Here is a 23,431-nt window from a genome sequence, read left to right on the forward strand (position 1 = left end):
TGCGTTTCGCCATCCGTGAAGGCGGTCGTACCGTCGGCGCCGGCGTCGTCGCCAAGATCCTGAAGTAATCCGGATCACTTAAGCAGCACACAACCAGCGAGGGCCCATCAAAGCCCTCGCCTCTCGTTCTTTAGGAAACGCCATGAAAAACCAAAAGATCCGTATCCGCTTGAAGGCTTTCGATTACAAGCTGATCGATCAATCGGCCGCTGAAATCGTCGACACCGCCAAGCGTACGGGCGCCGTTGTCCGCGGCCCGGTGCCGCTGCCCACGCGTATCCGCCGTTACGACGTGCTGCGTTCGCCGCACGTCAACAAGACGTCGCGTGACCAGTTCGAAATCCGTACCCATCAGCGTCTGATGGACATCGTTGATCCCACCGACAAGACCGTTGACGCCCTGATGCGTCTGGACCTGCCGGCCGGCGTCGACGTCGAAATCGCGCTGCAGTAAGGCGCTGCCGGGTCCGCTACCTTCGCCGGTGGACTCGTGAAGAATGGCCGCAATCCCTCGGGACTGCGGCCATTTTGTTTTTGCGCCACAGCTTGGCGCGCTAGCAGCGGGCAGGGGCCCTTTTACGCTAAGTGCTTGTGCTGCCTGAAAAAAACGTGCTAATATGCCAAGCTTGCCATTTTGTGGCAGGTCTAACTATGGTGAAGGCGCGTGCAAACCCGGATTCCGGGGGTGTGCAACCCCGAGCCAGGTTGAACATAGTCGTAGGGCAAAGGCCGTTACCTTTTGCCTGATTAGCCCCGACCAATCGCAGTCGGGAATGGAGAAAACGATGTCGAATTCGACACCCACGCCCGCCGCTCACCGGCTGGGGCTGGTGGGTCGCAAGGTCGGCATGACCCGCATTTTTACCGAGGAAGGTGAATCCATCCCGGTGACCGTGCTGGACGTGTCGAACAACCGCGTGACCCAAGTTAAGTCGCTGGAAACCGACGGCTACGCCGCGATCCAGGTGGCTTATGGCACTCGTCGTGCCTCGCGCGTGCCGCAAGCACAGACGGGCCACTACGCCAAGGCCGGCGCTGAAGCCGGTAGCATCCTCAAGGAATTCCGCCTCGATCCCGCCCGCGCCGCCGAATTTTCGGCCGGTGCCGTGATCGCCGTGGAATCGGTGTTCGAAGCCGGCCAACAGGTCGACGTCACGGGCACCACGATTGGTAAGGGCTTTGCCGGTACCATCAAGCGCCACAACTTCGGCTCGCAACGCGCCTCGCACGGTAACTCCCGTTCGCACCGCGTTCCCGGCTCGATCGGTCAAGCTCAGGATCCGGGCCGTATTTTCCCGGGTAAGCGCATGGCGGGTCACCTGGGTGATGTCACCCGCACCGTTCAAAACCTCGACGTCGTTCGCGTTGACGTGGAGCGCGGCCTGCTGCTGGTCAAGGGCGCTGTCCCCGGCCACGCTGGCGCCGATATCGTCGTGCGTCCGGCCATCAAGGCCCCGGCCAAGAAGGGAGCGTAAGTAAATGGATCTCAAGCTCCTGAACGACCAAGGTCAGGCCGCGACTTTCAGCGCGCCCGACACGATCTTCGGCCGTGACTTCAACGAAGCGCTGATTCACCAGATCGTGGTGGCTTTCCAAGCCAACGCCCGTGCCGGCAACCGCGCTCAGAAGGATCGCTCGGAAGTCAAGCACTCGACCAAGAAGCCCTGGCGCCAGAAGGGTACCGGCCGCGCTCGCGCCGGTATGACCTCGTCGCCGCTGTGGCGTGGCGGTGGTCGGATTTTCCCGAACTCGCCGGAAGAGAACTTCAGCCAGAAGGTCAACAAGAAGATGTACCGCGCCGGGATCCGCTCGATCCTGTCGCAGCTGGCTCGCGAAGACCGCATCGCCGTCGTCGAATCGTTCGATCTGGAATCGCCCAAGACCAAGGCCGCCGCTGCAAAGCTGAAGAGCCTGGGCCTGGACTCGGTCCTGATCATCACCGACAACGTTGATGAAAATGTTTACCTCGCCACCCGCAACCTGCCGCACGTTGCCGTTGTCGAGCCCCGTTATGCCGATCCGTTGTCGCTGGTCCACTACAAGAAAGTGCTGATCACCAAGCCGGCCATCGCTCAACTCGAGGAGATGCTGGGATGAACGCTGAACGCTTGATGCAAGTCATTCTGGCTCCGATCGTGACCGAAAAGGCCACGTTCGTCGCTGAGAAGAATCAGCAAGTCGCTTTCCGTGTCGTGGCTGACGCTACCAAGCCGGAAATCAAGGCTGCCGTCGAACTGCTCTTCAAGGTGCAGGTCGAGTCCGTGCAGGTCCTCAACCGTAAGGGCAAAGTCAAGCGCTTTGGCCGATTCGTTGGCCGTCGTCGCGACGAGCGCAAGGCCTACGTTTCGCTCAAGGACGGCCAGGAAATCGACTTTGCGGAGGTGAAGTAAATGGCCCTCGTGAAAGTTAAGCCGACTTCGGCTGGCCGCCGTGGCATGGTGAAGGTCGTCAGCCCGAACCTGCATAAGGGTGAGCCCTACGCGCCGCTGCTGGAAAAGAAGACCCGTGGTTCGGGCCGTAACAACAACGGTCACATCACGATCCGCCACCGTGGCGGCGGTCACAAGCAACACTACCGTGTCGTCGACTTCCGTCGCGACAAGGATGGCATCCCCGCGAAGGTCGAGCGTCTGGAATACGACCCGAACCGTACGGCGCACATCGCTCTGCTGTGCTACGCCGACGGCGAGCGTCGCTACATCATCGCTCCGCGCGGCCTGGAAGTGGGCGCCACGCTGATCTCGGGCATCGAAGCCCCGATCCGCGCCGGCAACACGCTGCCGATCCGCAACATCCCGGTGGGTACGACGATTCACTGCGTCGAAATGCTGCCCGGCAAGGGTGCCCAGATGGTCCGTTCGGCCGGCGCTTCCGCCGTCCTGCTGGCCCGCGAAGGCACCTACGCTCAAGTGCGTCTGCGCTCGGGTGAAGTCCGCCGTGTGCACATCGAATGCCGTGCCACCATCGGTGAAGTCGGTAACGAAGAACACAGCCTGCGCCAAATCGGCAAGGCCGGTGCAATGCGTTGGCGCGGTGTCCGCCCGACGGTTCGTGGCGTGGCCATGAACCCGGTCGACCACCCGCACGGTGGCGGCGAAGGCCGTACCGGTGAAGCACGCGAACCGGTCAGCCCGTGGGGCACCCCGGCGAAGGGTTACAAGACCCGTCGCAACAAGCGGACGAACAATATGATCGTCCAACGGCGCAAGCGCAAGTAAGAGGCGAACACTATGTCACGTTCGATCAAGAAAGGCCCGTTTGTCGATGCTCACCTGATCAAAAAGGTGGACACGGCCGTCGCGGGCAAAGACAAGAAGCCGATCAAGACCTGGTCGCGTCGCTCGACGATCCTGCCCGAGTTCATCGGTCTGACGATCGCTGTGCACAACGGCAAGCAGCATGTTCCCGTTTACATCAACGAGAACATGGTCGGTCACAAGCTGGGCGAGTTCGCGCTGACCCGTACGTTCAAGGGTCACGCCGCGGACAAGAAGGCGAAGAGGTAAGCGATGGAAACTACTGCCATTATCCGTGGGGTTCACATCTCCGCTCAAAAGACGCGTCTGGTTGCGGATCTGATCCGCGGCCAGAAGGTCGGCCGTGCGCTCGAGATCCTCACCTTCTCGCCGAAGAAGGCCGCCGCCATCCTGAAGAAGGCTGTCGAGTCCGCCATCGCCAACGCCGAGCACAACGACGGCGCCGATATCGACGAACTGAAAGTCACCACGATCTTCGTGGACAAGGCTCAGTCGATGAAGCGCTTCTCCGCTCGCGCCAAGGGCCGCGGCAACCGTATCGAGAAGCAGACCTGCCACATCACGGTCAAGGTCGGAGCTTAAGGAGTCACGATGGGTCAGAAAATTCACCCCACTGGGTTCCGTCTCGCGGTCACCCGTAATTGGTCCTCGCGTTGGTTCGCCGACGACAAGGCCTTCGGCAGCATGCTGGCCGAAGACATCCGCGTCCGCGAGTACCTGAAGAAGAAGCTCAAGAGCGCCTCCGTTGGTCGCGTGATCATCGAGCGTCCCGCCAAGAATGCCCGCATCACCGTCTACTCGGCTCGTCCGGGCGTGGTGATCGGCAAGCGCGGCGAAGACATCGAAAGCCTGAAGGCTGATCTGCAGCGCCTGATGGGCGTGCCCGTGCACGTCAACATCGAAGAAATCCGCAAGCCGGAAACCGATGCTCAACTGATCGCCGACTCGATCTCGCAACAGCTCGAGAAGCGCATCATGTTCCGCCGCGCCATGAAGCGCGCGATGCAGAACGCCATGCGTCTGGGTGCCCAAGGCATCAAGATCATGAGCTCGGGCCGTCTGAACGGTATCGAAATTGCTCGTACCGAGTGGTATCGCGAAGGCCGTGTGCCGCTGCACACCCTCAAGGCCAACATCGACTACGGCACCTCCGAAGCCCACACCACGTACGGCGTGATCGGCATCAAGGTCTGGGTCTACAAGGGCGACATGCTGGCCAACGGCGAACTGCCGCCGGAAACCGCCGCCCCGCGTGAAGAAGAACGTCGTCCGCGCCGCGCTCCGCGTGGTGATCGTCCGGACGGTGCTCGCACCGGTCGTCCGGGTGGTCGTGGCCGTGGTCCCCGCAAGGCGGACGCTGCTCCGGCGCCTGAAGGAGAATAACCATGCTGCAACCCTCTCGCAGAAAGTATCGCAAAGAGCAGAAGGGCCGCAACACCGGTCTGGCGACCCGTGGCACCCACGTGTCGTTCGGCGAATTCGGTCTGAAGGCCACCGGCCGTGGCCGTCTGACCGCTCGCCAGATCGAAGCCGCTCGTCGTGCCATCAACCGTCACATCAAGCGCGGCGGCCGCATCTGGATTCGCATTTTCCCGGACAAGCCCATCTCGCAAAAGCCTGCCGAAGTCCGTATGGGTAACGGTAAGGGCAACCCGGAGTACTGGGTCGCCGAGATTCAGCCCGGCAAGGTGCTCTACGAAATGGAAGGGGTTAGCGAAGAGCTCGCGCGTGAAGCTTTCCGCCTGGCCGCTGCCAAGCTGCCGATTTCGACCACGTTCGTCGCGCGTCATATCGGTGCTTAAGGAGTACTAAGACATGAAAGCCAGCGAACTCCGTTCGAAAGACGCCGCCGAGCTCGGCAAAGAGCTCGAAAGCCTGCTGAAGGCGCAATTCGGTCTGCGTATGCAGAAGGCCACGCAGCAGCTTGCCAACACCAGCCAGCTGCGTAACGTGCGCCGCGACATCGCGCGCGTGCGTACCTTGCTGACCGAGAAGGCAGGGAAATAAAGATGAGCGAAACCCAAAACACCCAAGTGGCCAAGCGCCAGCGTACGCTGGTCGGCAAGGTCGTCAGCAACAAGATGGACAAGACTGTCGTCGTTCTGGTTGAGCGCCGCGTCAAGCACCCCATCTTCGGCAAGATCATCATGCGTTCCGCGAAGTACAAGGCGCACGATGAGTCGAACCAGTACAACGAAGGCGATACGGTTGAAATCGCTGAAGGCCGTCCCATCTCGCGCTCGAAGTCGTGGCGCGTGGTGCGTCTGGTTGAAGCCGCACGTATCATCTAAGTGAAGGTTTCGGAACGGTTCGCCGTTCTGAGGTAAAACGGCAAGGGTTCAGGCCCTTGCCGTTTTTTTTCGTCTTGCGGCTTTTCTTTGTTTCGGGAATCCGGGAACGTCATGCGCGCTTTCAGGAAAGCGATTTTGTTCGGATGGTTGATTGCCGCGGCATTGCCCGCCGTGGTCGCACGGGCGCAATCGGCGGAGTCCGGGCAGGGCCGCCCGGCAGTGCCAGCGACGGTTCCCGCCGTGGGGACCCAAGCCAGATCCCCGGGCGTGGTGGTGCCCAGCACCGATCCCGCCGCCATCGGCCGCAATGTGCTGAACGCGGGACCCGATCCGCGCGTACGCCTCGATGGCTTGTCGCGTGATCATGCCGCCATCTTCGGCACACAGGACGAAGATGAACAGGCACTGCTGGATAACGAACGCGCGCTGCAGGCGCAGCAAGAGCAACTGCACATCCTCGAGCGCCTGCTGACGCAGAAACCGGCCGCCCAGGATCCGTTTCCCCCGGCCACGATTCCCTTGAAACCCGGTACGCCCATGAATATGGCGCCCCTCGCGCCAACGCCGTCTGGCTCGCAATTGAGCGGCGGCGAGGCCCAGCGCGGCGTGGACCAGATGCAGCGGCGGGTCAATGAGATGCGACGCGGCGGCGAGGCCTTGAGACAAGCGCCGCGCTGAGCGCGGCATGACGTCGTAGGCAATCGACGTGTCCGGGCCGGAACGGGTTCAACGGCGCCTGGCCACTTCCCGCAACCGTCCGGCGACCCCGGTGGGAAAGTAATACACCGACAGCACGAACAGGATGCCCAGCCACAGCAGCCAGCGGTCCGGCTCGAACAGCAAGGCCAACGGCGCAATGCTGCCGACGGCATCGTGGATCACGTGCAGGCCGTCCTGCAGGTAGCTCTGTGCGAACACGAACAGGCTGGCGCCGATGACCGCGCCATACATCGTGCCCATGCCACCGATCACCACCATCAGCAGGATGTTCAGCATGATCTCGAACGACAGCGAGGTATCCGGGCCGTTGTAGCGCAGCCAGAGCGCATACAGCGCGCCGGCGAGCGTGGCGAATGCCGCCGCCAGCAGGTTCGACAGGCTGCGGTACAGCACCGTGCGATAGCCGATGGCTTCGGCGCGGAAGGGATTCTCGCGGATCGCCTGCAGCACGCGGCCGAACGGCGAATTGACGATGCGCAGCAACATCAGGAACAGCACGACGCAGGCCGCGGCGATGAGGTAGTAGGTGATGATGCGACCGTCGACGGTGACGCCGAACAGCGGCTCGGACAGGGGCCGGAAGGCCGGGCGCAATGCCTGCGGCACCTTGAAGTTCAGTCCGTCCTCGCCGCCGGTCAGGTCGGACAGCTGTGACACCAGCGTCTGGAACGCCGCCGCCACCGCCAGTGTGATCATGGCGTAGAAGATGGCGCGAACCCGCAGGCTGGCCAGGCCGATGATGAGCGCGAACACCAGCGATACCGCCAGGCCCGCGGCGGTGCCCGTCAGCACCGCCAGCCAGCCGGCCTCCATGCGCACGCTGGCGATGGCCACGCCGTAGGCGCCGATGCCAAAGAACATGGTGTGGGCGAAGCTGACGATGCCGGTGTAACCCAGCAGCAGGTCGTAGCTGGCGACCAGGATCACGAACACCAGGATCTTGGCCGCCACGGCCAGCGACTTGGGGCCGGGAAACAGGAAGGGCGCGGCGGCGAGCGTGAGGACGATGGCGACCAGCATGACCGCCAGCAGGGTGCTGCGCGGAGGATCGCCGGATAGCAGGCGGATGGACATGGGGCGATTCCTAGCGATTCGTGACCGGGTACACGCCCTGTGGGCGCCACAGCAGGATGGCGACCATCAGCGCGATGTTCGAGAACAGCGCCGCCTTGGGCATCAGGAAACCGGTGTAGTTGGCCATCAACCCGACCAGCAGCGCGCCGATCAGGCAGCCCACGGTCGAGCCCAATCCGCCGATCATGATGACGATGAAGATCAGCACGTTCACCTGCGCGCCCAGTTGCGGCACGATGGACTGCTGGTACAGCCCCCACAGCACGCCGCCCAGGCCGGCCAGCATCGAGCCGGCCACGAACACGCCGACGAACAGATGGCGGATGCGGTAGCCCAGGCTTTCGACCATCTCGCGGTCCTCGACCCCGGCGCGGATCAACAGGCCGAGCTTGGTGCGGTTGAGCAGCCACAGCATGCCGCCCAGCACCGCCACGCCGACTACCAGCGCGACGAGGCGGAATTTCTCGATGGCGGCGTCGCCGACCAGCAGCGCGCCGCGCAACGCGTCCGGCAACGGCAGCGACAGCGTTTGTGGCCCCCACAGCATCTTGATGATCTCTTCGCCGATGATCATGCCGCCCATGGTGATGAGGATCTGTTTGAGGTGCTGGCCATAGACCGGCCGCACGATCACGCGCTCGAACGCCACGCCCACCGCGCCGGCCACCAGCATGCCGACGATCATGGCGGGCAGCACCGCGGCCAGGTTCAGCCACAGGCTGCCGGACTGGGTCCAGTCGGACATCGCGCCGAGCACCGTGGCCGCCATGTAGGCGCCGATGGCAATGAACAGGCCGTGGCCGAAATTCAGCACGTCCATCAGGCCGAACACCAGCGTCATGCCGGAGGCCACGATGAAGATGATCATGCCCATCGCCAGCCCGGCGAAGGTCAGCGTCACCCAGGTCGAGAACGAACCGACCAGCGGCAGCGCGATGGCGGCCAGCGCCAGCACCAGCAGCACCGGGCGCAGGTCGGCGCGGGTCTGGGGCAGGGGTGTATCGATGTCGGCGGCGCTCACTGATGGGCTCCCAGCGACAGGCCCAGCAGGCGGGTCTGCAACGCGTCGTCCTGCGCCAGCTCGGCCATGCCGCCGGCGTGCACCACGCGGCCGTTGTCCATGACCGCGACGTGGTCGCCCACCTGGCGCGCGAAATTGAAGTTCTGCTCCACCAGCAGGATGGTGGTGGAGGCCTGCTTGAGTTCGATGAAGGCGTCGATCATGTTCTGGATGATGGCGGGCGCCAGGCCCTTGCTGGGCTCGTCGACCAGCAGCAGGCGGCGCGGCTCGATGATGGCGCGCGCGACCGCCAGCATCTGCTTCTGGCCGCCCGACAGCTTGCCGGCGGGGTACAGCCAGAATTTGCGCAGCGCGGGGAAGAAGCCGAAGATCCATTCCAGCCGCGCGGTGTCCAGTTGGGCGGCGCTGCGCGCCTGGCGCGCGGCCAGCAGGATGTTCTCTTTCACAGACAGGTCGGCGAAGATGCCCATGTTCTCCGGCACATAGGCGATGCCCTGGCGCGCCATGTCGGGCGGCGAGGTGCGCACGCCCGGGCCGCCGACCACGGCGCCGTCAAAGCCGATGTGGCCCTGCGTCGCCTTCCACAGGCCCATGATGGTGCGCAGCGTGGTGGTCTTGCCGGCGCCGTTGCGGCCCAACAGCATGGTGACGCCCGCGGCCGGCACCGACAGGTGCACGCCATGCAGGATGTGGTACGCGCCGATGTGCGTGTGCACGTCCTTCAGTTCCAGCAAGGTTGCCGCACTCATGGCGTCTTCTCCGGCAGGGCGGCGCCCAGGTAGGCCTGCTGCACGATCGGCGAGGCGATCACCTCGGCGGGCTCGCCGTCGGCCATCAATTCGCCGTTGTGCAGCACCACGATGCGGTCCGCCAGCTCGCGAACCACGTCCATCTTGTGTTCCACCAGCAGGATCGTCTTGGCTGCGTCAGCCTTGATTTCGCGGATCAGGTCCAGCACTACGGGCACGTCGTCCACGCTCATGCCGGCGGTGGGCTCGTCGAACATGAACACCTGCGGCTCCAGCGCGATCAGCATGGCGATCTCGAGCTTGCGCTGGTCGCCGTGCGGCAGGTCGGCCGCCGCCTGGTCGCGGCGGGCCGTCAGGCGGGTGCGTTCGAGCAGTGCGTCGGCGCGCGCCAGCAGCGCGTGGTCATCGTCCCAGGTGCGCCAGAAGCGGATCTGGCGCCAGCCCAGGCCCTGCTGGCGCGACTGCAGCGCCAGCCGCACGTTCTCGCGCACCGTCAGGCGCGGGAACAGCTGCGTCAGTTGGAAGGCGCGTCCCAGGCCGGCGTGCATGCGCGCCGGCGCCGACAGCCCGGTCAGGTCGCGGCCATTCAGGTGCACCGAGCCGGCGCTGGCGCGCAGCTGTCCCGAGATCAGGTTGAAATAGGTGGTCTTGCCCGCGCCGTTGGGCCCGACGATGGCCGTCAGGCTGCCCGGCGCGAAGCGGCAGCTCACCGCGTTGACGGCCACGTGGCCGCCGAAGCGGATCGTGAGCGATTGGGTTTCCAGCATGAAGGCGCGGCTCAGCGTTTGTTCTGGATCGGCACCGCCATCTGGTCGGGCGTGATTTCCTTGACCAGGTCCTGCACCGCCCACGGCACCGAGGCGTCGTTCTTGATGCGGAAGTGGTACATCGACTGCATGGCCTGGTGGTCTTCCGGGCGGAAGGTCATCTTGCCCTTGGGCGTGTCGAAGCTCATGCCTTCCATTGTCTTGATGAGCGTGTCGGTGTCGCTCTTGCCGGCGCTCTTGTTCAGCGCGGTGACGATGGCGATGGCGGCGGACATGCCGCCCGCGGTGAAGAAGTCCGGCGGCTGGCCGTAGCGCTTCTGGTGCTCGGCCACCAGCCAGTCGTTGATCGGGTTCCTGGGGATGCCGTAGTAGTAATAGGTCGCGCCTTCCATGCCGGCCAGCGACTTGAGCGGCGTCATCGCGGCCAGCGTGTTGCCGCCGGTGGCGATCTCGATGCCGAAGCGCTTCGGATCCAGGTCGGCGATCTTGAACGGATTGCCGGCGCCGGCCCACAGGATGAAGATGATCTTGCGGCCCGGCTTGTCCTTGAGCGCGTCGAACAGGCGCTGCGCGCCGGCGGTGAAGTCGGTGGCGTTGGCCGGCAGGTATTCCTCGTGCACGATCCTGGCCTGCTTGAGCGCGCCCTTGAAGGCCTTGACGCCGTCGCGGCCGAACGCGTAGTCCTGCGCCAGCATGGCAATGGACGTGTCCGGCTGGTCGAAGGCGACGGCGTTGGCGATGGCGTCCTGCGATGAATTACGGCCGGTGCGGAAGATGTACTTGTTCCACTTGTCGCCGGTGATCGAATCGGCCACCGCCGGTTCCACCAGCAGGATCTTCTCGTATTCCTCGGCGATCGGCAGCATCGCCAGCGCCACGCCCGACGAGGTCGGGCCCACCGCGATGTCGGCGTTGTCGTCGGCATAGGCCGAGGCGAGTTGGGCGCGGGCGACGTCGGGCTTGCCCTGGTTGTCCTTCTCGATCACGCGGATCTTGCGGCCGGCCACCGTCATGGTGCCTTGCGTGGCGTATTCCAGGCCCAGCATCAGGCCGTTGTGGGTCTGCTTGGCGTAGGCCTCGAGCGGCCCGGTCTTGTCGTAGACGTGCGCCACGACGAAGTCCTTGGCCATGGCGGTGGAACTCAGGCACAGGCCAGCCAGCGTGGCGAGCAGGATGCGTTTCATGGGAGTCTCCTTGGTTCTAGTAGGCGCGGGCGGCTGCGGCGGCGGCCGGCGTGGCGAGAAACTGGCGGACGGCCTCGATCTGCGGCGCGACGTTCAGCGCCGGCGCGTGGCCGCAGTCCGGAAAGTCGATGCGCCGCGCGCGCGGGCCGCGGCGGGTCATGGCGTCGGCGACCTCGGGCAGCAGCAGGTCGGAATCGGCGCCGCGCAGCAGCAGCAGCGGCATGCGCAGCGTGTCGTATTCCGCCCAGCGTTCATAGTCCGCCGGGTGGTGGTGGAACTGGCCGACGATGGCCGGATCGTAGTGCGCCGTGACCCGGCCGTCGGGCAGGCGCCGCATCGAAGTCTCTGCCATGCGGCGCCATTGCTCGTCGCTCTGCCAGCCATATGGTTTGTAGGCGGCGCGCAGCCAGGTTTCCAGTGCGGTGACGGTGTCGAAGGCCGGCGGGTTGCCGGCATAGGCCAGGATGCGGTCAATCGCCGGCTGCGGCAGCGACGGCCCGATGTCATTGACCACCAGGTGCGAGATCCGATCCTTGAGCGTGGTGGCGGCGGCGTACATGCCGGTGGCGCCGCCCATCGAGGTGCCGACCCAGCGCACGCAGTCCAGGGCCAGGCCGTCGAGCAGGGCGCGCGCCAGCCGGGCGTAGAAATCCAGCCGGTATTCGGCCACCGGATCGGGACTCCATTGCGACAGGCCACGGCCGATCGTGTCCGGGCAGATGATGCGGTAGTCGCCGGCGAGCGCCTGCGCCAGCTCGTCGAAGTCGCGGCCGGTGCGGGCCAGGCCGTGCCACATGATGAGCGCGGGGGCGTCCGGACGGCCCCATTCGGTGTAATGCAGCTCGCGGCCCTCGCAGCGCAGATAGCGCGAAGCCGGCGTATGGCGAGCGGCCTGTGCGGGCGCGTTGGCCATGGGTCTCCTCCCGGGTGGTCCAGGTTGTATGCTTGTGGCGCTGACTATAGACTTGCGCCAGGCGCGGCCACAATGCGCCGGACCGCCCGCGGCAGGGTGAGTCAAGAATATGTAGACGCAGGGTCACGAGCACCCCGACCCCCGCGAACCAGGAGACCGCGCCATGCCCGATACGGAATTCGCCACTTCGGCCATCGCCGGCGCCGATCGGTACGAGCAATGGCGCGCGGCGCTGTCGGACGCCTTCGGGCCGTTCGAGGTGCATCACGGCCAGGCCGGCCAGTTCGCCGGCCACGTGCGCTACGTGCGGCGCGCCAGCCTGCAATTCAACGACCTGCATTACCAGGGACAGAAGCTCGAACGCACCGCCGGCAACGTCTCGCGGCTGGACCAGGAGTTCTACACCTTCGGCCTGCCGTTGGCAGGGCCGCTGGCCGTGGTGCAGCAGGGGCGCGAATTCCAGGTCGAGCCCGGTTGCGTCTATCTGATGAACCAGAGCCTGCCGTACCAGGCCACCGCGCTCGGCGCCGGCGGCTATCGCAGCCTGAGCGTGTCGTTTCCGCGCAGCGCGTTGTCGCAGCGGGATTCGCGCATCGGTCCCTTCTACAAGTTGCGCGTCGACGACGGCTCGCCACGCGGCGCGATGCTGGCCAGCTACATGGATCATCTGTTCAAGGGATTGGACGGCTGGTCGCCGGCCGAGACAGCGGAGCTGGGCGAACGGCTGATCGACCTGATCGTGTTGTTCCTGGTGCAGCCGGGGCAGGGGCACGCCTCGGAAGCGGACAGCAGTGTGACGCTGGCGCATCGCCAGCGGGTGCTCGCATACATCCGTCAGCACCTGGCGGATCCGGCGCTGTCCCCGGCACGGGTGGCGCAAGGCTGCGGCGTGTCCGTGGCCTATCTGCATCGCATCATGCGCGGGGGCGGCATGTCGGTCGAATCGTTCATCTTTGACGAGCGGCTGGAGCGCTGCCGGGTTCTACTGCTGGATCCGCGCCATCGGCATCGCGGTATCGCCGAGCTGGCCTATCAGGTCGGGTTTTCGCATCCGGCCCATTTCAGCCGCTTGTTCAAGCGACGCTTCGGCGTATCCGCGCGCGAGTTGCGCGCGCGGACGTAGCGGGGGCGTCAGTCGGCTGCCGCGAGCGCGGTATCCAGATCGTCGATGATTGCGGCAGGGCTCTCGAAACCCACTCCCAGCCGGATCAGACCTGGCGGCAGCCCGGAGGCCGCCAACTGTTCCGGTGTCATCATGCCGGCCCACATCGCCGCCGGATGCACCACCAGCGTCGAGAACGACCCGAAGCTTGCCGAACGATGGGCCAGCGCAAGCGCGCCCACGACTCGCTCGGCCTGAGCCATGCCTCCAGCCACCTCGAAACTGAGAACGCCGCCGTGACCGCTCATCTGCGTTTGTGCCAGCGCCCGCTGCGGGTGGCTTTCCAGGCCGGGGTAGTGAACCGCGCAGACCGACGCGTGTGCTTCCAGGTGCCGCGCCACCTTCAGCGCCGTTTCATTCTGGCGCGCGACCCGCATGGGCAGCGTACGCAGGCCCCGCAGCACCAGCCAGGCCGCGAACGGGTCCAGCGTGGCGCCGAGCAGGTAAGCCTTTTCCCAGACGGCCTTGATGCGCCTCTCGTCTCCAACGAGCACGCCTGCCGACACGTCGCCGTGGCCGCACAGGTATTTGGTGGCGCTGTGCATGACGAGGTCGATGCCGAATTCAAGGGGGCGCTGGTTGATGGGCGACGCGATCGTATTGTCCACCAGCGTCGTGATGCCGCGTGCCCGCGCGATTTCCGCCAGCCGCGCCAGGTCGGTCAGTCGCAGCATTGGATTGGACGGGCTTTCCAGCATGAAAAGGCGGGTATTGGGCCGCACGGCCGCCGCGAACCCGGCCACGTCCGCCTGGTCCACGAAAGTCACGTCGATTCCCAGCTGCGGGGCGATGTTCTGCAATAGTCCTGTGGTGCCACCGTATAGCACGCGCTGCGCGACCACATGGTCGCCCCGCGCCGCGAACGCGAAGAGCGCCGCTGTGATGGCGCCCATGCCCGAGGCGGTCGCCAGCGCGCACTCGCCGCCTTCCAGGTCGGCCACCGCGGACTCGAACGCGCGGGTCGTCGGGTTGCCGTAGCGTGTATAGAATCCCGAATGCAGGGGCCGCGTCGCCATGTCGAGGAAGACGCTGGCCTCGTCCGTGGCGAAGCTGGCCGTCTGGTACAGCGGCGGGGCCACGGGATACGAACTTTCCGGCGGCGAAACGGCCGCCTGCGCCAAGCGGGTGTAGGAGTCGGAGTAGGGAGACATCGTCAATGACCTCGTCGGGTGATTTCAGGTCCTACGATCTTAGTGACGGCAACGCAGCTGTCTTGTCTGATCCTGCTGCGGTCGAGGGTGGCAGCCTCTATGCCGGCCTGCGCGACGGTGTGCGCGTGTGGCGCCTGGACGGCTGCGGCGCCGTGGCGACCGCGGCGCGTTTCGTGCGGCACGCGTTCCGGCCGCATACCCACGATACGTTCATGTTCGGTCTCATCGAACGTGGCGCCAAGACGTTCCAGCGCGAACGGGCCACGTATCTCGCCGCGCCGTATTCGGTATCGGTGGTCAATCCCGGCGACCTGCACACTGGGCAGCGGGCGGCCGGGGAAGAACTGCGATACCGCGCGCTGTACGTGCCGGCGCAGACCCTGTCGGATGCGGTCGGCATGGCGACGGCCGTCGGGTTCCAGTCGGGCGTGATCGAGGATGCCGGCGTTTTTCGCGCGATGGTGCATGCACATGACGCGCTGGTAGGCGGCGGAACGCGCCTGGCCCGGGACAGCCTGGTCCTGGGCGCGCTGGGCTTGCTGGCGTCGCGCCATGGCGGCGTGGCCACCGGCGACCGGACGGGCGCCGCCCGGCCCGAGATCGGGCGGGCAAGGGCATTGATCGAGGATCGCTATGCCGACGCGCTGTCGATCGCTTCGATCGCGCAGGAGGTCGCGCTGAGTCCATACCATCTGATGCGGCAATTCCGCAGGCAGGTGGGGATGCCCATGCATGCGTATCAGCTGCAGGTCCGGATAGAGCGCGCGCGGCATCTCCTGGCCAGGGGGGAGGCGCCTGCCCACGTGGCGTTGAGCGTCGGCTTCGCGGACCAGGCCCACTTTTCGAAACGGTTCAAGAGTCTGGTTGGCGCATCGCCCGCCTCATACCAACGCGACGTGCGTCGCGATCTGTCGGGCCGTTGAGAAGGCGCGAGGCAAGAAAAAGGGCTCCCCTTGGGGAGCCCGTTCATCATCGCCGTATGGCGGTCAAATGTGCGTGATGAATTTCGTCACCAGGTAGCCGTCGAAGGTTTCGAGGCCGCCTTCGCTGCCGATGCCGCTGTCCTTGATGCCGCCGAACGGCGTCTCGGCCAGCGCGCTGCCGAAATGGTTGATGTTGACCATGCCGGCTTCCAGGCCGTTGGAGACCTTGGTGGCGGTTTGCAGCGAATTGGTGAAGACGTAGGAAGACAGGCCGAACGGCAGGCTGTTGGCGCGCGCCAGCACTTCATCGGTGTCGGTGAAGCGGACCACCGGCGCCACCGGGCCGAAGGGCTCTTCGGTCATCAGCATGGAGTTGTCGGGCAGGTCGGTCACCACCGTGGGGGCAAAGAAGAAGCCCTTGCGGTCCAGCGGGCCGCCGCCGACCACCACCTTGCCGCCATGCTTCTTGGCGTCGTCGATGAAGGCGCTCATGGCGGGTACGCGGCGCTCGTGCGCCAGCGGGCCCATGTCGGTGCCGGCTTCCAGGCCGTCGCCGACCTTGATGTTCTTGAGCACGTCGGAGAAACGCGCCAGGAATTGCTCGTAGGCGCCGTTCTGCACGTAGAAGCGGGTCGGCGAGACGCACACCTGGCCGGCGTTGCGGACCTTGAACTTGGCCAGCATGGTCGCGGCGCGATCGATGTCGGCGTCGTCGAACACCAGCACCGGCGAATGGCCGCCCAGTTCCATGGTGACGCGCTTCATGTGCGCGCCGGCCAGCGCGGCCAGCTGCTTGCCCACCGGCACGGAACCGGTGAACGACACCTTGCGCACGATCGGCGAACGGATCAGGTAGTCGGAAATCTTGGCCGGTTCGCCCCAGACGATGTTCAGGCAGCCCTTGGGCAGGCCGGCGTCGTGAAACATGCGGGCGATCGCCATGACGGCGCTGGGCGAGTCTTCCGGACCCTTCAGCACTACCGTGCAGCCGGCGCCGAGGGCGGCGGCGATCTTGCGGATGGCCTGGTTGTAAGGGAAGTTCCAGGGCGTGAAGGCGGCGCAGACGCCGATCGGCTCGCGCACCACGATCTGGCGCACGTCCGGGTTGCGCGGCGGGATCACGCGGCCGTAGATGCGGCGGCATTCCTCGGCGTGCCAGTCGGCGTGCTCGGCGCAGGAGGTGACTTCGCCGATGGCCTCGGCCAGCGGCTTGCCCTGGTCCAGCGTCATGTTGCGGCCGATTTCCTTGGCGCGCTCGCGCGACAGGGTGGCGACCTTGCGCAGGATGGCCGAACGATCCATGGGAGAAGACTTCTTCCAGGATTCGAACGCGCGCTGGGCGGCGGCTAGCGCACGGTCCAGATCCGCTTCGGTGGCGTGAGGCAGCTGGCCGAGCACTTCCAGCGTGGCCGGGTTGATGACGTCCTGGGTGCGCCTGCCCTCGCCGGCGACGAATTCGCCGTCGATATACAGCGCCAACTGTTCATACATGCCTGTCTTTCCTTGCGAAATAGGAGTGGGTAGCGATCGCAATCGCCCATGCCAGTCTAAACCAGCTTGTCCGCCACGGGGAGGGCCAATCTCCGTCGCCGGCTAGGAGCCAATGGCGGCACTTGCGCCCGGGGGGCGCCATGGACAAAATGATGCATCTTTGGAAGTCTATATAGATACCTATTGTGCAACCTGCCGATACGCGTCCATCCAGCCAGCCCAGTGTCTATTCCCGCGTCTTCTTCCGTTTCATCGACTGGCTGCGCCACCGCATCGCGCGAGCCTCCCTGGTGGGGGACCACCCGATCTTCCAGAACCGCCAGTTCCCCTGGATCGCCCGCCTCGAGGCGCAGGCGCCCGCGATCCGCGCCGAGCTGATGGCCCTGCTGGCCGAGCGCGAGCAGTTGCCGTCCTTCCATGAACTGTCCCCGGATGTCGGAATGATCACTTCCGACGACCAGTGGAAGACTTTCGTCTTCATGGGCTACGGCCTGCGCTCGGACCGCAACCTAGCGCGCTGCCCGGCCACCGCCCGGGCGCTGCGCGAGATTCCGGGCCTGCGCACCGCCTTCTATTCGATCCTGGAGCCGGGCAAGCGCATTCCCCTGCACACCGGCCCCTACAATGGGGTGCTGCGCCTGCACCTGGGCCTCGTGGTGCCCGAGCCGGCCGAGCGCTGCTGGATCGAGGTGGGCGGCGAGCGCTACCACTGGAAGGAGGGCGAGGCCGTGGTGTTCGACGACCTCTATCCGCACCAGGTGCATAACGACACGGACGGCACCCGCGCGGTGCTGTTCATCGACTTCGAGCGTCCCTGTCGGGCGCCGATCCGTTGGCTGAACCGGCTGGTGCTGATGGCGGCGCCCTTCACCGACGAGATCCGGCGCGGCAAGGCCAACCACGACGCCTGGGAACGCAACTACTATCGGAATAAAACGGGGTCGGATTAAGCGGACCTACCGAACCGCGGCCAAGTGGCAGTTGTCCACAGGCACTGTCGTGTATTTGCTCTCTCTTTCACAAAGGGCTTGCGCTCAAAATCTAACCAGGATAGAATGGTCAGCTTTCCCAGATTGTCGATTGGCCTGGAACTAGCCGGGCCAACGTGTTGGGGGAATACCCGCAGGATTTCAACCCAGGGTCGTTGCGTTGCCACCAGCTGATGGTTTCAGGGCGAAAGCTCAAGACCAGCCAGCAACAAAGCAGGGCGGCTGACCTGACGGGACCAAAACTGGCAGGAATTGCAGTGTTCCCTTTTTTGGGGAAAACCGTATTTCCAGTTAAGTTGGAACAGGAAAAATCATGATCCAAATGCAGACCACGCTGGACGTGGCCGATAACACTGGTGCGCGTCATGTTATGTGCATTAAGGTGCTCGGTGGCTCCAAGCGCCGTTATGCCGGTATCGGCGACATCATCAAGGTGAGCGTCAAAGATGCGGCTCCGCGCGGACGCGTCAAGAAAGGCGAAATTTACAATGCCGTGGTGGTTCGTACCGCCAAGGGCGTGCGCCGTAAGGACGGTTCGCTGATTCGTTTCGGTGGCAATGCCGCCGTGTTGCTCAATGCCAAGCTGGAGCCCATCGGCACCCGCATCTTCGGACCCGTTACGCGTGAACTGCGTACCGAGAAGTTCATGAAGATCGTGTCGCTGGCCCCGGAAGTGCTGTAAGGAGCCCTACGATGAACAACATTCGTAAAGGCGACGAAGTCATCGTCCTGACCGGCCGCGACAAGAAGCGTCGCGGTACCGTGCTGGCGCGCGTCGATGCCGACCACGTCCTGGTCGAAGGCGTCAACGTCGTCAAGAAGCACGTGAAAGCCAACCCGATGGCCAACAACCCGGGTGGCATCGTCGAAAAGACCATGCCGATCCACATCTCGAATGTGGCGCTCTTCAACCCCGCCACCGGTCGTGGCGACCGCGTCGGCGTGCAAGAAGTCGAAGGCCGCAAGGTTCGCGTGTTCCGTTCCAATGGTGCCGTTGTCGGCGCCAAGGCGTAAGGGGCGATAGACATGTCTCGTTTGCAAGATTTCTACAAGAGCAAGGTCGCTGGCGACCTGCAGGCCAAGTTCGGCTACAAGAGCGCCATGGAAGTGCCGCGCATCACCAAGATCACCCTGAACATGGGTGTCTCGGAAGCCGTCGCCGACAAGAAGGTCATCGAGCACGCTGTCTCGGACCTGACCAAGATCGCTGGCCAAAAGCCTGTCGTGACCAAGACCAAGAAGGCTATCGCCGGTTTCAAGATCCGCGAAAACTACCCGATCGGTTGCATGGTCACGCTGCGTGGTCAACGCATGTACGAATTCCTGGATCGCCTGGTGGCGGTTGCGCTGCCTCGCGTGCGCGACTTCCGCGGCATCTCGGGTCGTGCTTTCGACGGCCGTGGCAACTACAACATCGGGGTGAAAGAGCAGATCATTTTCCCCGAAATCGAGTACGACAAGATCGACGCGCTGCGTGGGCTGAACATCAGCATCACCACCACCGCGAAGACCGACGAAGAAGCCAAGGCGCTGTTGACGGCCTTCAGCTTCCCGTTCCGTAACTAAGGGGCTGATGACGTGGCTAAACTTTCCCTCATCAATCGCGACATCAAGCGCGCCAAGCTGGCTGACAAGTTCGCCGCCAAGCGCGCTGAGTTGAAGTCGATCATCGACGACCAGTCGAAGACCGACGAAGAACGTTACCAAGCTCGGCTCAAGCTGCAACAGCTGCCGCGCAATGCCAACCCGACGCGTCAACGTAACCGTTGCGTGGTCACCGGTCGTCCGCGCGGTGTGTTCCGCAAGTTCGGCCTGACGCGCCACAAACTGCGTGAAATGGCGATGAAGGGTGAAATCCCCGGCATCACCAAGGCCAGCTGGTAGGAGAAAGAATATGAGCATGAGCGATCCCATCGCCGATATGCTGACCCGCATTCGCAATGCGCAGCAAGTGGACAAAGTTACGGTGAGCATGCCCTCCTCGAAGCTGAAGGCGGCCATTGCCGCCGTGCTGAAGGACGAAGGCTACATCGACAGCTTTGAAATCAAGGGCACCCAGGCCAAGCCTGAGCTCGAGATCACCCTGAAGTACTACGCTGGTCGTCCGGTCATCGAGCGCATCGAACGCGTTTCGCGCCCCGGTCTGCGTATCTACAAGGGCCGTACCAGCATTCCTCAGGTCATGAACGGCCTGGGCGTGGCTATCGTGTCGACCTCGCGCGGCGTCATGACCGACCGTAAGGCTCGCGCCAACGGCGTCGGCGGCGAAGTGCTGTGCTACGTGGCCTAAGGAGAAATTCGAATGTCACGTATCGCTAAGTATCCGGTCGACCTGCCCAAGGGTGTCGAAGCCGACATCAAGCAGGATCAGATCACCGTCAAGGGCCCGCTGGGTTCCCTGACCCAGGCCCTGACTGGCGACGTCACGGTTCAGTTGGACAACGGCAAGCTGACGTTTGTCGCCGCCAACGAAACCCGTCACGCCAACGCCATGTCGGGTACCGTGCGCGCGCTGGTGGCCAACATGGTCAACGGCGTGAGCAAGGGTTTCGAGCGCAAGCTGAACCTGGTTGGCGTGGGTTACCGCGCCTCGGTTCAAGGCGACGCCGTTAAGCTGCAGCTCGGTTTCTCGCACGACGTTTTGCACAAGTTGCCGGCCGGCATCAAGGCCGAATGCCCCACCCAGACGGAAATCGTCATCAAGGGCTCCAACAAGCAAGTCGTCGGCCAGGTGGCCGCTGAAATCCGCGCGTACCGCGAACCCGAGCCCTACAAGGGCAAGGGCGTGCGTTACTCGGACGAACGCGTCGTCATCAAAGAAACCAAGAAGAAATAACGGCGCACGCAAGGACGAATCATGGACAAAAAAGTTTCCCGTTTGCGTCGTGCGGTTCCGACCCGCCGGAAGATCAACGAGCTGCGCGTTCATCGCCTCTCGGTTTTCCGCTCGAACCAGCACATCTACGCCAATATCATTTCGCCGGAAGGCGATCGCGTTCTGGTCAGCGCCTCGACGGTGGAAGCCGAAGTGCGCGCCCAGCTGGCTGGCCAGACCGGCCAAGGTGGCAACAAGGCCGCCGCTTCGCTGGTTGGCAAGCGCGTGGCCGAAAAGGCCAAGGCTGCCGGTATCGAACTGGTCGCTTTCGATCGCTCGGGCTTTCGTTACCATGGCCGCGTGAAAGCGCTGGCCGACGCCGCGCGTGAAGCCGGCCTGAAGTTCTAAGCGAGGATCTGTCAAATGGCTAAAGTACAAGGCAAGAACGCCGCGGAAAAAGAGAACGATGACGGCCTCCGCGAAAAGATGATCGCGGTCAACCGCGTGAGCAAAGTGGTCAAGGGTGGTCGCACCATGAGCTTTGCCGCGCTGACCGTGGTTGGCGATGGCGATGGCCGCGTCGGCATGGGCAAGGGCAAGGCGCGTGAAGTGCCGGTGTCGGTTCAGAAGGCTATGGAACAGGCCCGTCGCGGCATGTTCAAGGTGGCCCTGAAGAACGGCACGCTGCATCACACCGTGGTCGGCAAGCATGGCGCCGCCACCGTGCTGATTTCGCCCGCTGCTGAAGGTACCGGCGTCATCGCCGGCGGCCCGATGCGCGCTATTTTCGAAGTGATGGGTGTGCGTAACGTGGTTGCCAAGAGCCTGGGCTCGAGCAACCCCTACAACATGGTTCGCGCCACGTTGAATGGCCTGCGCGCCTCCCTGACCCCGGCGGATGTTGCTGCCAAGCGCGGCAAGACCGTCGAAGAGATCCTGGGGTAAATCATGGCTCAGAAGCAGATCAAAGTGACCCTCGTGCGCTCCGTGATCGGTACCAAGCAATCGCACCGTGACACGGTTCGCGGTCTGGGCTTGGGCCGTATCAACAGCAGCCGCGTGCTGGTCGATACGCCCGAGGTGCGTGGGATGATCCGTAAGGTGGATTATCTCGTTTCCGTCTCGGAAGCCTAAGGAATCACCATGTCGGATATGCAACTTAATTCGCTGAAGCCCGCCGAGGGCAGCAAGCACGCCAAGCGCCGCGTCGGCCGTGGCATCGGTTCGGGTCTGGGTAAGACCGCCGGCCGTGGTCACAAGGGTCAGAAGTCGCGCTCGGGCGGTTTCCATAAGGTTGGCTTCGAAGGCGGTCAAATGCCGCTGCAGCGTCGCCTGCCCAAGCGTGGCTTCACCCCGCTGGGTCAGCACCTGTACGCCGAAGTCCGTCTGTCGGACCTGCAAGCCGTGCCCGTCGACGAAATCGACGTGCAAGTGCTGAAGGCGGCTGGCGTGATTGGCCAGGCGGTTCGTTACGCCAAGGTCATCAAGTCGGGTGAACTCTCGCGCAAGGTCGTGCTCAAGGGCATTACCGCGACGGCTGGCGCTCGCGCCGCCATCGAAGCCGCGGGCGGCTCGCTTGCTTGATCACGAGGTGACGAGTGGCTAACGCGCAGGCATTGGGTAAAACCGGAACGCGGTACGGCGACCTCAAGCGCCGCCTCGTGTTCCTGGTGCTCGCCCTGGTGGTTTACCGTTTGGGTACACACATCCCCGTTCCGGGTATCAACCCGGACGCGCTGGCGGACCTGTTCCGCCAGAACCAGGGCGGGATCCTGGGCCTGTTCAACATGTTCTCGGGCGGGGCGCTCTCGCGCTTCTCGATTTTTGCCCTGGGGATCATGCCGTACATTTCGGCATCCATCATCATGCAGTTGATGTCGGTGGTGGTGCCGTCGCTGGAAGCGCTCAAGAAAGAGGGCGAGGCCGGTCGTCGGAAGATTACCCAATACACCCGCTACGGCACGGTCGTGCTGGCGCTGGTGCAGGCTGTGGGCATTTCGGTGGCGCTTGAGTCCCAGCAGGGACTGGTGATCGATCCGGGCATGCTGTTTCGCTTCACGACCGTCGTGACGCTGGTCACCGGCACCATGTTCGTCATGTGGCTGGGTGAGCAGATCACGGAACGCGGTCTCGGCAACGGGATTTCCATCCTGATCTTCGCAGGTATCGTGGCGGGTCTGCCCGCGGCGCTGGCTGCACTGTTGGACCTGGTCCGCACCAACGCGATGTCCGTGCTGTCGGCACTGTTCATCGTGGCTCTGGTGGTGCTGGTTACCGCTTTTGTGGTGTTCGTGGAACGCGGACAGCGCAAGATCACGGTGAACTACGCCAAGCGTCAGGTCGGCAACAAGGTCTACGGTGGTCAGAGCTCGCACCTGCCGCTGAAGCTGAACATGGCCGGGGTGATTCCGCCGATCTTCGCGTCGTCGATCATCCTGTTCCCGGCAACGATCACGAGCTGGTTCTCCAGCAGTGAGAACATGCGTTGGCTCAGCGACCTGGCCGCGGCCCTGTCGCCTCGTCAACCGCTCTACATCACGCTGTACTCGGTCGCGATCATTTTCTTCTGCTTTTTCTACACGGCTCTGGTGTTCAACAGCCGCGAAACGGCGGACAACCTGAAGAAGAGTGGTGCGTTTGTTCCGGGCATCCGTCCGGGCGAGCAAACGGCGCGCTACATCGACAAGATCCTGATGCGTTTGACGCTCGCAGGTGCCATCTACATCACGTTGGTGTGCCTGTTGCCGGAATTCTTGGTGATGCGCTGGAACGTTCCCTTCTACTTCGGTGGTACGTCTCTGTTGATTATTGTGGTGGTGACGATGGATTTCATGGCGCAGGTCCAGGCCTACATGATGTCTCACCAGTACGACTCGCTGCTCAAGAAGGCCAACTTCAAGGGCGCGGGTTTGCCGATGCGGTAA

At 64.1% G+C, this 23,431-nt stretch carries 34 protein-coding genes and 1 pseudogene; 27 read left to right on the forward strand and 8 right to left on the reverse strand.

Annotated elements, in window-relative coordinates:
* The 13 genes and pseudogenes from DK459_RS01110 to DK459_RS01170 all read left to right on the forward strand — a co-directional run.
* Positions 1-68 (forward strand): annotated as a pseudogene (locus DK459_RS01110) (elongation factor Tu); the annotation flags it as partial.
* A gap of 74 nt (positions 69-142) precedes the next feature.
* On the forward strand, positions 143-454 hold the full coding sequence (rpsJ, locus tag DK459_RS01115; RefSeq protein ID WP_003806903.1) for a 30S ribosomal protein S10: 312 nt from the start codon (positions 143-145) through the stop codon (positions 452-454).
* Between the two features lie 331 nt (positions 455-785).
* On the forward strand, positions 786-1,475 hold the full coding sequence (gene rplC, locus DK459_RS01120; RefSeq protein ID WP_006389604.1) for a 50S ribosomal protein L3: 690 nt from the start codon (positions 786-788) through the stop codon (positions 1,473-1,475).
* A gap of 4 nt (positions 1,476-1,479) precedes the next feature.
* Positions 1,480-2,097 (forward strand): 50S ribosomal protein L4, encoded by a 618-nt coding sequence (rplD, locus tag DK459_RS01125; protein ID WP_006389605.1) that lies wholly within the window; start codon positions 1,480-1,482, stop codon positions 2,095-2,097.
* A complete protein-coding gene (rplW, locus tag DK459_RS01130; protein WP_006389606.1) occupies positions 2,094-2,390 on the forward strand; it encodes a 50S ribosomal protein L23 in 297 nt (98 codons plus the stop codon). The genes rplD and rplW overlap by 4 nt, the downstream gene beginning before the upstream one ends.
* The gene (gene rplB, locus DK459_RS01135; protein ID WP_006389607.1) at positions 2,391-3,218 is read left to right on the forward strand and encodes a 50S ribosomal protein L2; all 828 of its coding nucleotides are present in this window, start codon (positions 2,391-2,393) and stop codon (positions 3,216-3,218) included.
* Positions 3,219-3,230: 12 nt separating this feature from the next.
* Positions 3,231-3,506 (forward strand): 30S ribosomal protein S19, encoded by a 276-nt coding sequence (gene rpsS, locus DK459_RS01140; protein WP_006216555.1) that lies wholly within the window; start codon positions 3,231-3,233, stop codon positions 3,504-3,506.
* A 3-nt stretch (positions 3,507-3,509) separates the two neighbouring features.
* On the forward strand, positions 3,510-3,839 hold the full coding sequence (gene rplV, locus DK459_RS01145; RefSeq protein WP_006389608.1) for a 50S ribosomal protein L22: 330 nt from the start codon (positions 3,510-3,512) through the stop codon (positions 3,837-3,839).
* Positions 3,840-3,848: 9 nt separating this feature from the next.
* The gene (gene rpsC / locus DK459_RS01150) at positions 3,849-4,640 is read left to right on the forward strand and encodes a 30S ribosomal protein S3 (RefSeq protein ID WP_006389609.1); all 792 of its coding nucleotides are present in this window, start codon (positions 3,849-3,851) and stop codon (positions 4,638-4,640) included.
* Between the two features lie 2 nt (positions 4,641-4,642).
* On the forward strand, positions 4,643-5,059 hold the full coding sequence (rplP, locus tag DK459_RS01155; RefSeq protein WP_006389610.1) for a 50S ribosomal protein L16: 417 nt from the start codon (positions 4,643-4,645) through the stop codon (positions 5,057-5,059).
* A gap of 13 nt (positions 5,060-5,072) precedes the next feature.
* A complete protein-coding gene (gene rpmC / locus DK459_RS01160) occupies positions 5,073-5,264 on the forward strand; it encodes a 50S ribosomal protein L29 (RefSeq protein WP_003806912.1) in 192 nt (63 codons plus the stop codon).
* Positions 5,265-5,266: 2 nt separating this feature from the next.
* The gene (gene rpsQ / locus DK459_RS01165) at positions 5,267-5,548 is read left to right on the forward strand and encodes a 30S ribosomal protein S17 (protein ID WP_006216549.1); all 282 of its coding nucleotides are present in this window, start codon (positions 5,267-5,269) and stop codon (positions 5,546-5,548) included.
* A gap of 111 nt (positions 5,549-5,659) precedes the next feature.
* Positions 5,660-6,226: a hypothetical protein gene (locus DK459_RS01170; protein WP_227740020.1), complete on the forward strand. Its 567-nt coding sequence runs from the start codon at positions 5,660-5,662 to the stop codon at positions 6,224-6,226.
* 48 nt (positions 6,227-6,274) lie between these two features.
* On the opposite strand, the gene DK459_RS01175 is transcribed toward DK459_RS01170, so the two are convergent.
* Genes DK459_RS01175 through DK459_RS01200 form a run of 6 tightly spaced genes read right to left on the reverse strand, consistent with a single transcriptional unit; the run spans position 6,275 to position 11,976 of the window.
* Positions 6,275-7,342, reverse strand: coding sequence for a branched-chain amino acid ABC transporter permease (locus tag DK459_RS01175; protein WP_020925820.1), 1,068 nt, complete (start codon positions 7,340-7,342; stop codon positions 6,275-6,277).
* A gap of 10 nt (positions 7,343-7,352) precedes the next feature.
* Positions 7,353-8,363 carry a branched-chain amino acid ABC transporter permease gene (locus DK459_RS01180; protein WP_006389613.1) on the reverse strand — a complete coding sequence of 337 codons (1,011 nt, stop codon included), beginning with the start codon at positions 8,361-8,363 and terminating at the stop codon, positions 7,353-7,355.
* Positions 8,360-9,112 (reverse strand): ABC transporter ATP-binding protein, encoded by a 753-nt coding sequence (locus tag DK459_RS01185; protein WP_024070783.1) that lies wholly within the window; start codon positions 9,110-9,112, stop codon positions 8,360-8,362. Before DK459_RS01185 ends, DK459_RS01180 begins: the two co-directional genes overlap by 4 nt.
* Positions 9,109-9,879, reverse strand: a complete 771-nt coding sequence (locus tag DK459_RS01190) for an ABC transporter ATP-binding protein (RefSeq protein WP_047993108.1) — start codon at positions 9,877-9,879, stop codon at positions 9,109-9,111. Before DK459_RS01190 ends, DK459_RS01185 begins: the two co-directional genes overlap by 4 nt.
* Positions 9,880-9,890: 11 nt before the next feature.
* Positions 9,891-11,063: a substrate-binding domain-containing protein gene (locus DK459_RS01195; RefSeq protein ID WP_049054273.1), complete on the reverse strand. Its 1,173-nt coding sequence runs from the start codon at positions 11,061-11,063 to the stop codon at positions 9,891-9,893.
* A gap of 16 nt (positions 11,064-11,079) precedes the next feature.
* Complete coding sequence (locus tag DK459_RS01200) at positions 11,080-11,976, reverse strand: alpha/beta fold hydrolase (RefSeq protein WP_110134399.1); 897 nt, start codon at positions 11,974-11,976, stop codon at positions 11,080-11,082.
* Positions 11,977-12,139: 163 nt separating this feature from the next.
* On the opposite strand from DK459_RS01200, the gene DK459_RS01205 reads away from it, so the two are divergent.
* Positions 12,140-13,099, forward strand: a complete 960-nt coding sequence (locus DK459_RS01205; protein WP_006389618.1) for a helix-turn-helix domain-containing protein — start codon at positions 12,140-12,142, stop codon at positions 13,097-13,099.
* Positions 13,100-13,107: 8 nt separating this feature from the next.
* Here DK459_RS01205 and DK459_RS01210 read toward each other — a convergent pair whose 3' ends face one another.
* Positions 13,108-14,289: a PLP-dependent aspartate aminotransferase family protein gene (locus DK459_RS01210; protein WP_047993110.1), complete on the reverse strand. Its 1,182-nt coding sequence runs from the start codon at positions 14,287-14,289 to the stop codon at positions 13,108-13,110.
* 62 nt (positions 14,290-14,351) lie between these two features.
* On the opposite strand from DK459_RS01210, the gene DK459_RS01215 reads away from it, so the two are divergent.
* Positions 14,352-15,212: an AraC family transcriptional regulator gene (locus DK459_RS01215; protein ID WP_006389620.1), complete on the forward strand. Its 861-nt coding sequence runs from the start codon at positions 14,352-14,354 to the stop codon at positions 15,210-15,212.
* 63 nt (positions 15,213-15,275) lie between these two features.
* On the opposite strand, the gene DK459_RS01220 is transcribed toward DK459_RS01215, so the two are convergent.
* On the reverse strand, positions 15,276-16,703 hold the full coding sequence (locus tag DK459_RS01220) for an NAD-dependent succinate-semialdehyde dehydrogenase (protein WP_006389621.1): 1,428 nt from the start codon (positions 16,701-16,703) through the stop codon (positions 15,276-15,278).
* Between the two features lie 185 nt (positions 16,704-16,888).
* On the opposite strand from DK459_RS01220, the gene DK459_RS01225 reads away from it, so the two are divergent.
* The 12 genes from DK459_RS01225 (at position 16,889) to secY (ending at position 23,431) form a co-directional block, all read left to right on the forward strand.
* The gene (locus DK459_RS01225; protein WP_006389622.1) at positions 16,889-17,653 is read left to right on the forward strand and encodes an aspartyl/asparaginyl beta-hydroxylase domain-containing protein; all 765 of its coding nucleotides are present in this window, start codon (positions 16,889-16,891) and stop codon (positions 17,651-17,653) included.
* A 352-nt stretch (positions 17,654-18,005) separates the two neighbouring features.
* Positions 18,006-18,374, forward strand: a complete 369-nt coding sequence (gene rplN / locus DK459_RS01230) for a 50S ribosomal protein L14 (RefSeq protein ID WP_006216531.1) — start codon at positions 18,006-18,008, stop codon at positions 18,372-18,374.
* An 11-nt stretch (positions 18,375-18,385) separates the two neighbouring features.
* Positions 18,386-18,706 (forward strand): 50S ribosomal protein L24, encoded by a 321-nt coding sequence (rplX, locus tag DK459_RS01235; protein WP_006389623.1) that lies wholly within the window; start codon positions 18,386-18,388, stop codon positions 18,704-18,706.
* A gap of 12 nt (positions 18,707-18,718) precedes the next feature.
* Entirely contained in the window at positions 18,719-19,258 is a 540-nt protein-coding gene (gene rplE, locus DK459_RS01240) for a 50S ribosomal protein L5 (protein WP_006389624.1), read from the forward strand.
* Positions 19,259-19,270: 12 nt separating this feature from the next.
* Complete coding sequence (gene rpsN, locus DK459_RS01245) at positions 19,271-19,576, forward strand: 30S ribosomal protein S14 (RefSeq protein ID WP_006227037.1); 306 nt, start codon at positions 19,271-19,273, stop codon at positions 19,574-19,576.
* A 10-nt stretch (positions 19,577-19,586) separates the two neighbouring features.
* Entirely contained in the window at positions 19,587-19,982 is a 396-nt protein-coding gene (gene rpsH, locus DK459_RS01250) for a 30S ribosomal protein S8 (RefSeq protein ID WP_006216525.1), read from the forward strand.
* Positions 19,983-19,994: 12 nt separating this feature from the next.
* A complete protein-coding gene (rplF, locus tag DK459_RS01255) occupies positions 19,995-20,528 on the forward strand; it encodes a 50S ribosomal protein L6 (protein ID WP_006389626.1) in 534 nt (177 codons plus the stop codon).
* A 21-nt stretch (positions 20,529-20,549) separates the two neighbouring features.
* Positions 20,550-20,915 carry a 50S ribosomal protein L18 gene (gene rplR / locus DK459_RS01260; protein ID WP_006389627.1) on the forward strand — a complete coding sequence of 122 codons (366 nt, stop codon included), beginning with the start codon at positions 20,550-20,552 and terminating at the stop codon, positions 20,913-20,915.
* Between the two features lie 15 nt (positions 20,916-20,930).
* Positions 20,931-21,452 (forward strand): 30S ribosomal protein S5, encoded by a 522-nt coding sequence (gene rpsE / locus DK459_RS01265; protein WP_006389628.1) that lies wholly within the window; start codon positions 20,931-20,933, stop codon positions 21,450-21,452.
* A gap of 3 nt (positions 21,453-21,455) precedes the next feature.
* Positions 21,456-21,641 carry a 50S ribosomal protein L30 gene (gene rpmD, locus DK459_RS01270; protein WP_006216520.1) on the forward strand — a complete coding sequence of 62 codons (186 nt, stop codon included), beginning with the start codon at positions 21,456-21,458 and terminating at the stop codon, positions 21,639-21,641.
* A gap of 9 nt (positions 21,642-21,650) precedes the next feature.
* Positions 21,651-22,091 carry a 50S ribosomal protein L15 gene (gene rplO, locus DK459_RS01275; RefSeq protein ID WP_006389629.1) on the forward strand — a complete coding sequence of 147 codons (441 nt, stop codon included), beginning with the start codon at positions 21,651-21,653 and terminating at the stop codon, positions 22,089-22,091.
* Positions 22,092-22,105: 14 nt separating this feature from the next.
* Positions 22,106-23,431, forward strand: a complete 1,326-nt coding sequence (gene secY, locus DK459_RS01280; RefSeq protein ID WP_006389630.1) for a preprotein translocase subunit SecY — start codon at positions 22,106-22,108, stop codon at positions 23,429-23,431.

Source organism: Achromobacter sp. RW408, assembly GCF_003184165.1.
GTDB classification, from domain to species: domain Bacteria; phylum Pseudomonadota; class Gammaproteobacteria; order Burkholderiales; family Burkholderiaceae_B; genus Achromobacter; species Achromobacter xylosoxidans.

Coding starts and splice junctions, on each gene's coding strand:
- rpsJ (WP_003806903.1), top strand. CDS start 143: ATGAAAAACCAAAAGATCCGTATCCGCTTGAAGGCTTTCGATTACAAG.
- rplC (WP_006389604.1), top strand. CDS start 786: ATGTCGAATTCGACACCCACGCCCGCCGCTCACCGGCTGGGGCTGGTG.
- rplD (WP_006389605.1), top strand. CDS start 1,480: ATGGATCTCAAGCTCCTGAACGACCAAGGTCAGGCCGCGACTTTCAGC.
- rplW (WP_006389606.1), top strand. CDS start 2,094: ATGAACGCTGAACGCTTGATGCAAGTCATTCTGGCTCCGATCGTGACC.
- rplB (WP_006389607.1), top strand. CDS start 2,391: ATGGCCCTCGTGAAAGTTAAGCCGACTTCGGCTGGCCGCCGTGGCATG.
- rpsS (WP_006216555.1), top strand. CDS start 3,231: ATGTCACGTTCGATCAAGAAAGGCCCGTTTGTCGATGCTCACCTGATC.
- rplV (WP_006389608.1), top strand. CDS start 3,510: ATGGAAACTACTGCCATTATCCGTGGGGTTCACATCTCCGCTCAAAAG.
- rpsC (WP_006389609.1), top strand. CDS start 3,849: ATGGGTCAGAAAATTCACCCCACTGGGTTCCGTCTCGCGGTCACCCGT.
- rplP (WP_006389610.1), top strand. CDS start 4,643: ATGCTGCAACCCTCTCGCAGAAAGTATCGCAAAGAGCAGAAGGGCCGC.
- rpmC (WP_003806912.1), top strand. CDS start 5,073: ATGAAAGCCAGCGAACTCCGTTCGAAAGACGCCGCCGAGCTCGGCAAA.
- rpsQ (WP_006216549.1), top strand. CDS start 5,267: ATGAGCGAAACCCAAAACACCCAAGTGGCCAAGCGCCAGCGTACGCTG.
- DK459_RS01170 (WP_227740020.1), top strand. CDS start 5,660: ATGCGCGCTTTCAGGAAAGCGATTTTGTTCGGATGGTTGATTGCCGCG.
- DK459_RS01175 (WP_020925820.1), bottom strand. CDS start 7,342: ATGTCCATCCGCCTGCTATCCGGCGATCCTCCGCGCAGCACCCTGCTG.
- DK459_RS01185 (WP_024070783.1), bottom strand. CDS start 9,112: ATGAGTGCGGCAACCTTGCTGGAACTGAAGGACGTGCACACGCACATC.
- DK459_RS01190 (WP_047993108.1), bottom strand. CDS start 9,879: ATGCTGGAAACCCAATCGCTCACGATCCGCTTCGGCGGCCACGTGGCC.
- DK459_RS01195 (WP_049054273.1), bottom strand. CDS start 11,063: ATGAAACGCATCCTGCTCGCCACGCTGGCTGGCCTGTGCCTGAGTTCC.
- DK459_RS01200 (WP_110134399.1), bottom strand. CDS start 11,976: ATGGCCAACGCGCCCGCACAGGCCGCTCGCCATACGCCGGCTTCGCGC.
- DK459_RS01205 (WP_006389618.1), top strand. CDS start 12,140: ATGCCCGATACGGAATTCGCCACTTCGGCCATCGCCGGCGCCGATCGG.
- DK459_RS01210 (WP_047993110.1), bottom strand. CDS start 14,289: ATGTCTCCCTACTCCGACTCCTACACCCGCTTGGCGCAGGCGGCCGTT.
- DK459_RS01220 (WP_006389621.1), bottom strand. CDS start 16,703: ATGTATGAACAGTTGGCGCTGTATATCGACGGCGAATTCGTCGCCGGC.
- rplN (WP_006216531.1), top strand. CDS start 18,006: ATGATCCAAATGCAGACCACGCTGGACGTGGCCGATAACACTGGTGCG.
- rplX (WP_006389623.1), top strand. CDS start 18,386: ATGAACAACATTCGTAAAGGCGACGAAGTCATCGTCCTGACCGGCCGC.
- rplE (WP_006389624.1), top strand. CDS start 18,719: ATGTCTCGTTTGCAAGATTTCTACAAGAGCAAGGTCGCTGGCGACCTG.
- rpsH (WP_006216525.1), top strand. CDS start 19,587: ATGAGCATGAGCGATCCCATCGCCGATATGCTGACCCGCATTCGCAAT.
- rplF (WP_006389626.1), top strand. CDS start 19,995: ATGTCACGTATCGCTAAGTATCCGGTCGACCTGCCCAAGGGTGTCGAA.
- rplR (WP_006389627.1), top strand. CDS start 20,550: ATGGACAAAAAAGTTTCCCGTTTGCGTCGTGCGGTTCCGACCCGCCGG.
- rpsE (WP_006389628.1), top strand. CDS start 20,931: ATGGCTAAAGTACAAGGCAAGAACGCCGCGGAAAAAGAGAACGATGAC.
- rpmD (WP_006216520.1), top strand. CDS start 21,456: ATGGCTCAGAAGCAGATCAAAGTGACCCTCGTGCGCTCCGTGATCGGT.
- rplO (WP_006389629.1), top strand. CDS start 21,651: ATGTCGGATATGCAACTTAATTCGCTGAAGCCCGCCGAGGGCAGCAAG.